Source organism: Pseudomonas sp. SDO5522_S412, assembly GCF_054071215.1.
In genome coordinates this window covers 1-10,722 of record NZ_JBSVWQ010000189.1, presented here as the reverse complement: position 1 = coordinate 10,722, position 10,722 = coordinate 1, and the positions used below count along the sequence as shown (strand labels likewise).

The following is a 10,722-nucleotide window of genomic DNA, read 5'->3' as shown; positions in this document are numbered from 1 at the left end:
AAAAATCTGGCACTGGTACTGCGCATTCGCGAGCAAGCCCGCTCCCACATGGGGTCTTCATCGTCTGGAATTCAGGCGTCCGGTCGCAGTATCAGCACACCCAGCGGCGGCAGGTTCAACGACAGCGACAACGGCTGCCCATGCCTGGGCTCCTCCTCCGTAAACGCCCCGCCACCGTTGCCGAAGTTGGAACCGGCATAGGTGTCGGCATCGCTGTTGATCACCTCGCTCCAGCGCCCGGCAAACGGCACGCCGACCTTGTAGGCCTCACGCGGCACCGGCGTGAAGTTGGCCACCACCAGCACCGGCCTGCCATCCTTGCTCCAGCGCAACCAGGCGTAGACGCTGTTGATCGCGTCATCCCCAATCAACCACTGGAAGCCCTGTGGTGCGTCGTCCTGGTCATGCAGCGCCGGCTCTTCGCGGTACAGACGGTTGAGGTCGCCCACCAGTTTCTGCACGCCCCGGTGTTCGGGGTATTGCAGCAGGTACCAGTCCAGTTGCTGATCGTGGTTCCACTCGCGCCATTGGCCGAACTCGCAGCCCATGAACAGCAGCTTCTTGCCCGGGTGCATCCACATGAAGCTCAGGTACGCCCGCAGGTTGGCAAATTTCTGCCAGCGGTCGCCGGGCATCTTGTCGATCAACGAGTGTTTGCCGTGCACCACTTCATCATGGGAAATCGGCAGGATAAAACGCTCGGACCAGGCATACACCAGGCCGAAACTCAGCTCGTTGTGGTGATGGGCACGGTACACCGGGTCCTGCTGGATGTAGTGCAGCGAATCGTGCATCCAGCCCATGTTCCACTTGTAGTTGAACCCCAGGCCGCCCTGTTGGGTCGGCTGGCTTACGCCCGGCCATGCGGTGGACTCCTCGGCGATCACCAGCGCGCCGGGGGCCTCAAGGGCAACGACATCGTTGAGGTGGCGCAGGAAGTCGATGGCCTCAAGGTTTTCCCGCCCGCCGTGGCGGTTGGGTACCCATTCACCGGCCTTGCGCGAATAGTCGCGGTACAGCATCGAGGCCACCGCATCCACCCGCAGGCCATCGATATGGAAATGCTTGAGCCAGTGCAACGCCGACGCCAGCATGAAGCCGTGGACTTCGGTGCGGCCGAGGTTGTAGATCAGGGTGTCCCAATCCTGGTGGAAGCCTTCCAGCGGGTTGGCGTATTCGTACAGCGCGGTGCCGTCGAATTGCGCCAGGCCGTGGGTGTCGGTGGGGAAATGCGCCGGCACCCAATCCAGGATCACGCCGATGTCGGCCTGATGGCAGGCGTTGACGAAAAACGCGAAATCCTCCGGCGAGCCGAAACGTGCCGTCGGGGCAAATTGCGACAGCGCCTGATAACCCCATGAGCCGCCGAACGGGTGCTCCATGATCGGCATCAGTTCGATATGGGTGAAGCCCAACTGCTGTACATAAGGGATCAACCGCTCGGTCAGCTCGCGCCAACTGTACTGGCGGGACACCTCGCCGACTTCATCCAGCTCGCACTGCCAGGAACCGGCATGCAACTCGTAGATCGACAAGGGTGCGCTGGGCTTTTGCCGCTCGCTGCGCGATTGCATCCAGTCGTGGTCCTGCCAGTCGACCTGCAGCGGCGAAGCGACCTTGGACGCAGTATCCGGCGGCAACTGCGTAGCCAGGGCCATGGGGTCGGCCTTGAGCGGCAGAATCCCGTGGGCACCGAGGATTTCATACTTGTAGGCCGCGCCGGGTTGCAGGCGCGGGATGAAAATCTCCCACACACCGGACGGATGGCGCAGGCGCATCGGATGACGGCGCCCGTCCCAGATATTGAAGTCGCCCACCACCGAGACCCGGCGGGCATTCGGTGCCCATACCGCAAAACGCACGCCCTGGACGCCGTCGACGCTGGTCACTTGTGCCCCGAGGCAACTGCTCAGGTCGCGGTGATTGCCTTCGGCAAACAGGTACAGGTCCATCTCCCCCAGCAGCAGTTGCTGGAAGCTGTAAGGGTCTTCGGTGATCTGTTCACCACCGGCCCACTGGATCTTCAGCAAGTACGCCTGACGGCTGCCGAAATGCCCGACAAACAAGCCCGGCACCTGGGTCGTATCGAGGCTGCCGATGTGCTCGCCGCTGTCGCGGGCCAGGACCTGGACACTCAGTGCTTCCGGCAGGAAGGCGCGAATGAACTGGCCGCCCTGCTCGTCGTCATGGGGACCCAGGATCGAGAATGGATCATGGTGCTCGGCCCGCACCAGGGCTTCGATATCAGCAGGTTTGGGCATCACACTCAACTTTTCCTGCAGCGGTTCTTTGCTTGTAAAACTCATGACGTCTCCCCACCGCGTGCAGTTTTCGATATTGGTTTCAACCCGCTGAGCAGCCCGTGCAAACCTTGCAACGGCACCGGCAACCAGCTCGGGCGATTCTCTGCTTCGTAGGCCACTTCGTACGCGGCCTTCTCCAGGCTGAACAACGCCAGCGCTGCGTCCTGGCCTTTGGCATCCTGCCAGTCATGGGCCAGTGTAGTCGTGGCAGCGTGATAGGCCTGGATAAATGCCTGCCTGGCCTCTTGCAAGTAGCGATCCGCCACACGTTGCCGGGACGCATTGGCCTCGGGCGACTGGTCGACGCCCTGCACATTCACCGCCATGGCCGCCGCGTAATCAAACGAGCGCAGCACCCCGCTCACATCCTTGTACGGGCTGTGTTTGCCGCGACGCTCAGGCAGCGGCCGCGCCGGTTCGCCCTCGAAGTCGATGAGGTAGGCATCGCCCTTGACCACCAGTACCTGGCCCAGGTGCAGGTCGCCGTGCACGCGAATGCGCAACCCGCCCACCGTGGCTTTCGCCAGGTCCTGAACGTGACTGGCGATGGCCTTTTTCTGCTCCAGTAAAGCACTGACCAACGCCTGATCGGCAGGGTTCAACTTGGTTTGATGCTGTTTGAGCAACTGCAAGGCGTGGTCGATTTGCGCGCCCACGTGCCTGGCCCAGCCCTGGCTGTCCTTGAGGGTTGTGACCTCGGGCTTGAACGCCTTGTTAGTGGTGGGCGCCGCCAGCACCAGGTGCATCTCGCCCAGGCGCTGGCCGAGCAAGCCGGCGAAATCCGCCAGCTCGCCAAGGGCGTTGTAGTGCTGTTCCTGCTCGGACATGGCTTCGGCCAGTTCGTCACGAATCGCTCGCTCCAGGTTATTCTGGGTCCAGCCCCAAGCGTCGCCCTGGTTGCTCAGGTAACCCTGGGCGATCATCAGCAGGTTGTCCTGGCCATCGGCATCGTGGCGGATCACCGAGCCCAACAGCGGCGAGATATGCTCGTAGCCGGCTTCGGTGAGGTAGGCGCCCATTTCCAGTTCCGGGTGAACCCCGGCGCTGACTTTTCGGATCAACTTGAGCACCAGGCTGCCGCCCACCACCACGGAACTGTTGGACTGCTCCGCCGCGAGGTAGCGCACTTCCGACTCGTCGTTCAATTCCAGTTTGGCCAACTGCGCCGTGGGCTCGAAGCGAATCTCGCCATCGGTGGAGTCGAGGACGGTTTTGGCCTGCAGGCCTTGGATCACGCCGCGGATATAAGTGTCGAGGCTGAAGGCATCGGTCACCAAACCTACCTGACGCACTCGCCGTACACGGGCAAGCGCGAGTTGTTGCGGCAAGGCGCTGGTGAACTGGTCTTCGCCAAGGAAGCCGAACGGCAGTTGATAGCGGCTGACCTGGCCGGCGCTGGTGACTTCGATTTCACTGAGCAGCACCGGATGCTGCGGGTCGCCGAAGCGCACGCCATAAGCGATGTGCACGCTGTCGATTGCCGTATCCTTGCTGGCAAACCAGCGGCGCTTGGGCAGCCACGCCGGCAACGCATTCTGTTCCAGGGTGGTGCGGCACGGTGCTTCGAGCAATTCTTCCATGCGTTTCTTCAGCACCAGGGTGGTGAAGTCCGGGATGCTTTGTGCCGGTTCCACGTGCCAGCTTGGCATCTGGTTTTCCGCCGCCAGCACGAACCAGTAGAAGCCATACGGCGCCAGGGTCAGCAGGAAATTCAGCTGGCCAATCGGTGGGAAGGCATTGCCACCGAGCATCTCCACCGGAACCATGCCGGCAAACGCCGAGAGGTCCAGTTCTGCGGCCTGGGCACTGCGGGACACGTTGGCCACGCACAGGATGATTTCATTCTTGCCATCGGCGCCTGCGTATTCGCGGGTATACGCCAGGATGCGGCGGTTGCTGGGCGAGAGCATTTTCAGGCTGCCGCGACCGAACGCCTTGGACTGTTTACGCACCGCGAGCATGCGCCGCGTCCAGTTCAGCAACGAGTGCGGGTCCTGGGTCTGGGTTTCGACGTTGACCGACTGGTAGCCGTATTGCGGGTCCATGATTGGCGGCAATACCAGGCTGGCCGGGTCGGCGCGGGAGAAGCCGCCGTTGCGGTCGATGGACCATTGCATCGGCGTACGCACGCCGTCGCGGTCACCGAGGTAGATGTTGTCGCCCATGCCGATCTCATCGCCGTAGTACAGGGTCGGCGTGCCCGGCATCGACAGCAGCAGACTGTTGAGCAGCTCGATGCGCCGGCGGTCACGTTCCATCAGCGGCGCCAGGCGGCGGCGAATCCCCAGGTTGATACGTGCACGGCGGTCGGCAGCGTAATAGTTCCAGAGGTAGTCGCGCTCTTTGTCGGTGACCATTTCCAGGGTCAGTTCATCGTGGTTGCGCAGGAAGATTGCCCATTGGCAATTGGCCGGGATCTCCGGGGTCTGGCGCAGGATATCGGTGATCGGGAAACGGTCTTCCTGGGCCAGCGCCATGTACATGCGCGGCATCAGCGGGAAGTGGAACGCCATGTGGCACTCATCGCCGTCGTCGCCCTTTTTGTCCCCGAAGTAAAGCTGGGTGTCTTCCGGCCATTGGTTGGCTTCGGCCAGGAGCATGCGGTCGGGGTAGTTGGCGTCGATCTCGGCGCGGATCTGCTTGAGCACGTCGTGGGTTTCGGGGAGGTTTTCGTTGTTGGTGCCGTCGCGCTCGATCAGGTATGGAATCGCGTCCAGGCGCAGGCCGTCGATGCCCATGTCGAGCCAGTAGCGCATCACCGACAGGACGGCTTTCATGACCTGCGGGTTATCGAAGTTGAGGTCCGGCTGGTGGGAGTAAAAGCGGTGCCAGAAGTATTGGCCGGCGACAGGGTCCCAGGTCCAGTTGGACTTTTCGGTGTCGAGGAAAATGATCCGGGTGCCGTCGTATTTCTGGTCGTCATCGGACCAAACGTAGAAATCCCGCGCCGCCGAGCCGGGCTTGGCCTTGCGGGCCCGCTGGAACCAGGGGTGCTGGTCGGAGGTGTGGTTGATCACCAGCTCGGTGATCACCCGCAGCCCGCGTTTATGGGCTTCGGCGATAAAGCGCTTGGCGTCGGCCATGGTCCCGTAGTCGCTGTGCACGCCGCGGTATTCGGCGATGTCGTAGCCATCGTCACGGCGTGGCGAGGGGTAGAACGGTAGTAGCCAGATGGTGTTCACACCAAGGTCGGCGATGTAGTCGAGCTTGGCGATCAGCCCGGGAAAATCACCGATGCCGTCGTTGTTGGAGTCGAAATAGGATTTGACGTGAACCTGATAAATCACCGCGTCTTTGTACCAGAGCGGATCTTTGATAAAGGTGGCAGCCTTGGGTTTCTTCGCCATTGGAAACTCCTGGGAATTCGAAAAATTCTGCCTGAAGGAACTCGGTCAATGTGGGAGCTGGCTTGCTCGCGAAAGCGGTATATCAGTGGACCGATTCGGAGACTGACACTCCGCTTTCGCGAGCAAGCCCGCTCCCACCTTTGATCTCCAGTGGTTTGGAGATCGGTGTCGATTCAGGAAACGGTAATGCGCCAGATGCCGAATGGCTGATGCCACGGTTCGATGCGCATCCACTGGGTCTTGCCGTACCAGGTCCAGCGGTGGCCGGTCATCAGGTCTTCGCCCTGGGTCTGGGCATCGTCCGGCAAGCCCAGCTCCCACAGCGGCAACTCGAAATTGGCCTCCTGGGCGTTGAACGGGTCGAGACTCACGGCCACCAGGATAAAGTTGCTGCCATCCTCGCTGCGTTTGCCGAAGTACAGGATGTTGTCGTTCCACGCGTTGTAGAGTTTGAGCCCCAGGTGCGTCTGCAAGGCCGGGTTCTGCCGGCGGATGCGGTTGAGCTGGGCGATCTCGGCAATGATGTTGCCCGGCGCCGTGAAGTCTCGCGGGCGGATCTCGTACTTCTCCGAGTCCAGGTACTCTTCCTTGCCCGGCACCGGGGCCGCTTCGCACAGTTCAAAACCCGAGTACATGCCCCACAGGCCTGAGCCCATGGTGGCCAACGCGGCGCGGATCAAGAAGCCGGCGCGGCCGGATTCATGCAGGAAGCCGGGGTTGATGTCCGGGGTGTTGACGAAGAAGTTCGGCCGGAAGCACTCGCGCCACGGCGACTCGTTCAGTTCGCTCAGGTACTCGCTCAACTCTGCCTTGGTGTTGCGCCAGGTGAAGTAGGTGTAGCTCTGGGAGTAACCAACCTTGCCCAGGCGCGCCATCATCGCCGGGGTGGTGAAGGCTTCGGCGAGGAAGATCACTTCGGGGTATTTAGAACGCACATCGCTGATCAGCCATTGCCAGAACGGCAGCGGCTTGGTGTGGGGGTTGTCGACGCGAAAGGTCTTCACGCCCTCTTCCACCCAACCGACCACGATGTCGCGCAACTCGACCCACAGGCTGGGAATCGCGTCGGCCGCGTAGAAGTCGACGTTGACGATGTCCTGGTATTTCTTCGGCGGGTTCTCGGCGTATTTGATGGTGCCGTCGGGCCGCCAGTTGAACCAGCCCGGATGCTGTTTGAGCCACGGGTGGTCCTGGGAGCACTGGATGGCAAAATCCAGGGCGATTTCCAGTCCATGGTCGGCGGCGGCATTGACCAGGTTGCGGAAATCCTCACGGGTGCCCAACTGCGAATGGATCGCCTCGTGGCCGCCCTCTTCGCTGCCGATGGCATACGGGCTGCCCGGGTCGTCCGGCCCGGCGGTCAGGGAATTGTTCTTGCCCTTGCGGTGGCTGCGACCGATCGGATGGATCGGCGGGAAGTACAGCACGTCAAAGCCCATGTCGTGGATCATCGACAGCCGTGAGTGCACATCGTTGAATGTGCCATGGCGCGCGGGATCGTCGGTGATCGAGCGGGGAAACAACTCGTACCAGCTGGCAAATTGCGCAGCCTCGCGCTCTACATCAATCGGGTACACCGGGCTGATGCTCAAATAGGCGCGGTGATCGGCCTGGGTCATCAGGTGTGCACTGTCTTCGTGCAGGAACAACGCGACCTGCTCGGTTTCCAGCAAACCGGAGAGTTCGTGGTGCAGCAACATCAAGCGGTCCCGCAGCTCATTGTCACTGCGCTCGGCGGCTTGCAGGACCTGGCTGCGGCCTTCCTGCAACTCCAGGCTGACGGGCACCCCGGCCTCGTGTTTCTTGCTCAGTTCGTAGCGAAAGCTGGCAAACGTGTCGATCCAGGCTTCGATGCAATACTCATGCGGGCCCTGGGCGGTCACGGTAAATGCGCCTTCCCAGCCGTTGTTGCCGACATCGGTCATCACCACGCTGTGCCAGCTTTCTTCACTGCGCGGGCGCCAGCGGATCATCACCGCAAGCTTGTCGTGGCCATCAGCGAACACCTTGCTGGCAACCTGCACGCGCTGGCCAACCACAGCCTTGACGGCGAACTCGCCGCCATCGATCACCGGGGTCGTGCTTTCAATCGCGATCCTTGGCAGCAACAGTGCCTGGGACAGCGGTAATGTGGAGGTTGAATCGTCTTGAGTCAGTGTTTCAGCAGTCATCGAGCATCTCCCCTTAACGCCCAGTGGACGCTCTTGTGCTTGATTCAAATTCTGAAACGACGCCACTCTCCCTGAGCAGGGCCGTCTAGGTTCCGAGCATGCCGACGAGTGAAAAGTTCAGGCGGATATCCCGCCATCGGGCGGGGAATCAAATCCACCACGCGATTGTCCACCGATAGAGCAAAGCACAAAGGAGGCCATACCGATGAATATCCCTATTCCGGCTGAAACGCCTGATCCCAATATAGATAAGCCCACATTACCGCCGACCGAACCCGACCCGGTTCCCGAGCAGGAACCGCCAGGCACACAGCCACCACCGGTGGAGGAACCACCGACGACGATGCCGCCGGTCATCGTCTAGTCCTTCTCCAGCAACCGCACAACCCTTGGCATCACACTGAACACCGCCAAGGCCAACAACGTGCTGAGTACCGCCGTGGATTCCCGCCCCATTCCCGCCGCCACCCCAATGGCGGCGGTCATCCACAAGCCGGCGGCGGTGGTCAGGCCTTTGACGTGCTGACCCTCCTCGTCTTCCTTGCCCTTTAGGATAGTGCCGGCGCCAAGAAAGCCGATGCCCGCGATCACGCCCTGCAGCACACGGCTCATGGCGTCTGCCTGGGAGCCGGACATGCTCGGCACCAACACGAACAGCGCGGCGCCCAGGGCCACGAGCATGTGGGTGCGTACCCCGGCGGCCTTGCCTTTCTGTTCGCGCTCGTAACCCAGGATCCCGCCCAATATCGCCGCAATCAGCAGCCGAACGGTGATTTGCGTGAGTTGCCGGGCATCGCCGATATCGGCAAATTCCGCTTGCAGGGTTACCCAGACTTCATGCCACCAGGCGTCCATGGACGTTTCCTTGTTGGGGGTCGATAGAACATGGACAGCATCGACCGTCAGTCAGTTGCGCAGAACCATTGCCTGCGCATCCCACCCTAATCAGTAATAGCCCACAAAAAGGAGATCGATATGCCCGTACGTATCGAAGGTCAGCAATGTTTCTTCACCGTCGATGTGGACGGCCACGAGAAACAACTGGAAGCCACCCATGTCACGGTCGAAACCGACAGCGAAAAATCCATGTCGTTCGTGAAGCTGAACGGTGACCGCACCTATATCACCGAAGCCGAAGCCGACGCATTGACCGTAGCGGGTGCCAAAGACGGCCGTAAGCACTTGAAAGCTACCGACGGTGATTCGGTGATTTGATTGACCTGGATCAGCCCCGCCTCAAAAGCGCTGCACCCCGCGCACCACCGGGTGCAGCACATTGTCGCAGGCATGCACGGGCGGCCCATCTGATCCGCTTTTTATCGCCATACCTGAGTCTGTTATGCAAACAGAGCGCCGGTCATAGTTCATCTGCCTGATGGAGGCTGATGAGCGAAAGACCATGAGCGATAGAATCCCCGTCCGAACCGTAGAAGTGTTTGAGCCTGCACATCCAAAGAAGATGAAGGCCAAATCCAGCGACAACCTGATTCACACCCGCAGTTTTACCGGCCTGTTCCGTACCTTGCGCATGGCAGGCGCAGGCTTTCTGTTCCTGGCATTTTTCGGCACCGTGTGGCTGAACTGGGGCGGACGGCAGGCGGTGTTATGGGACCTGGCTGAAAGCAAATTCCACATCTTCGGTGCCACGTTCTGGCCCCAGGATTTCATCCTGCTGTCGGCGCTGTTGATCATCTGCGCGTTCGGCCTGTTCGCCATCACCGTATTCGCAGGGCGTGTGTGGTGTGGCTATACCTGCCCGCAAAGCTCGTTTACCTGGCTGTTCATGTGGTGCGAAAAGGTCACTGAAGGCGAGCGAAACCAACGCATCAAGCTGCAAGCTGCGCCCTGGAGCCTGGACAAGCTGGCGCGGCGCTCGGCCAAGCACACGCTGTGGCTGGGGATCAGCGTGCTGACCGGGCTGACATTTGTCGGCTACTTCACGCCGATCCGGCCGCTGGCCGAGGAGCTGCTGACCTGGCAAATGGGCGGCGTAAGCCTGTTCTGGGTGCTGTTCTTTACCGGCGCCACCTACATCAACGCCGGCTGGCTGCGTGAAGCGGTGTGCATGCACATGTGCCCGTATGCGCGGTTCCAGAGTGTGATGTTCGACAAGGACACCCTGACCATTTCCTACGACGTAGCCCGCGGCGAGAACCGTGGCCCGCGCAAACGAGACGTGCAACCGGCGGACGTCGGCCTGGGTGATTGCATCGACTGCCAGCTGTGCGTGCAGGTATGCCCCACCGGCATCGACATCCGTGACGGCCTGCAAATGGAATGCATCGGCTGCGCCGCGTGTATCGATGCCTGTGATTCGATCATGGATAAAATGGGCTATGCCCGCGGCCTGGTCAGCTACACCTCGGAGCATCAGTTGCAAGGTGGCAAGACCCATCTGCTCAGGCCACGCCTGATCGGCTACAGTGCCGTGCTGCTGGTGATGATCGGCGCGCTGGTGGTGGCGCTGGTGGAACGCCCGATGGTGTCGCTGGACGTGACCAAGGACCGGGGGATGTTCCGCGAGAACAGTGACGGCTTGATCGAGAACATCTACAGCCTCAAGGTCATCAACAAGACCCAGCAGCGCCAGGATTACCGCCTGGAGCTGATGGACGGCGACGGCTTCCAGCTGCAGGGCAAGACCGAGATCAGCCTGGCACCAGGTGAGATTACCGATGTGCCGGTGTCGGTGGCGATGACCGCAGAGAAGCCCGCCAGCAGTTCGCAGACGATCCGCTTCAAGGTCTCGGACGTGGATGAGCCGTGGATTTACAGCGCGGCGGACAGCCGGTTTGTGGCGCCATTGAATCGCTGAGCCCAAGCTTTCAGCAACACTGGGGATCAAATGTGGGAGCGGGCTTGCTCGCGAAAAAGGTGTGTCAATCAACGGGGACATCAACC

6 protein-coding genes are annotated in these 10,722 nt (G+C 61.2%); 2 read left to right on the top strand and 4 right to left on the bottom strand.

The window, feature by feature from the left end:
- Positions 1-71: 71 nt before the first annotated feature.
- The 4 genes from glgB to ACW9I6_RS25775 all read right to left on the bottom strand — a co-directional run bounded on the left by glgB (position 72) and on the right by ACW9I6_RS25775 (position 8,676).
- Positions 72-2,306, bottom strand: coding sequence for a 1,4-alpha-glucan branching protein GlgB (gene glgB / locus ACW9I6_RS25790; RefSeq protein WP_457339994.1), 2,235 nt, complete (start codon positions 2,304-2,306; stop codon positions 72-74).
- Positions 2,303-5,650, bottom strand: a complete 3,348-nt coding sequence (gene treS, locus ACW9I6_RS25785; protein WP_457339993.1) for a maltose alpha-D-glucosyltransferase — start codon at positions 5,648-5,650, stop codon at positions 2,303-2,305. Before treS ends, glgB begins: the two co-directional genes overlap by 4 nt.
- A 173-nt stretch (positions 5,651-5,823) precedes the next feature.
- Positions 5,824-7,821, bottom strand: coding sequence for an alpha-1,4-glucan--maltose-1-phosphate maltosyltransferase (locus ACW9I6_RS25780; RefSeq protein WP_087692382.1), 1,998 nt, complete (start codon positions 7,819-7,821; stop codon positions 5,824-5,826).
- A 360-nt stretch (positions 7,822-8,181) separates the two neighbouring features.
- Complete coding sequence (locus ACW9I6_RS25775) at positions 8,182-8,676, bottom strand: MgtC/SapB family protein (protein ID WP_003207516.1); 495 nt, start codon at positions 8,674-8,676, stop codon at positions 8,182-8,184.
- A gap of 120 nt (positions 8,677-8,796) precedes the next feature.
- Between ACW9I6_RS25775 and ACW9I6_RS25770 the strand changes: the two genes are divergently transcribed.
- Both ACW9I6_RS25770 and ccoG read left to right on the top strand, forming a co-directional pair.
- The gene (locus tag ACW9I6_RS25770; protein ID WP_003207514.1) at positions 8,797-9,036 is read left to right on the top strand and encodes a DUF3203 family protein; all 240 of its coding nucleotides are present in this window, start codon (positions 8,797-8,799) and stop codon (positions 9,034-9,036) included.
- Positions 9,037-9,220: 184 nt separating this feature from the next.
- On the top strand, positions 9,221-10,636 hold the full coding sequence (gene ccoG, locus ACW9I6_RS25765; protein WP_177039910.1) for a cytochrome c oxidase accessory protein CcoG: 1,416 nt from the start codon (positions 9,221-9,223) through the stop codon (positions 10,634-10,636).
- Positions 10,637-10,722 lie beyond the last annotated feature (86 nt).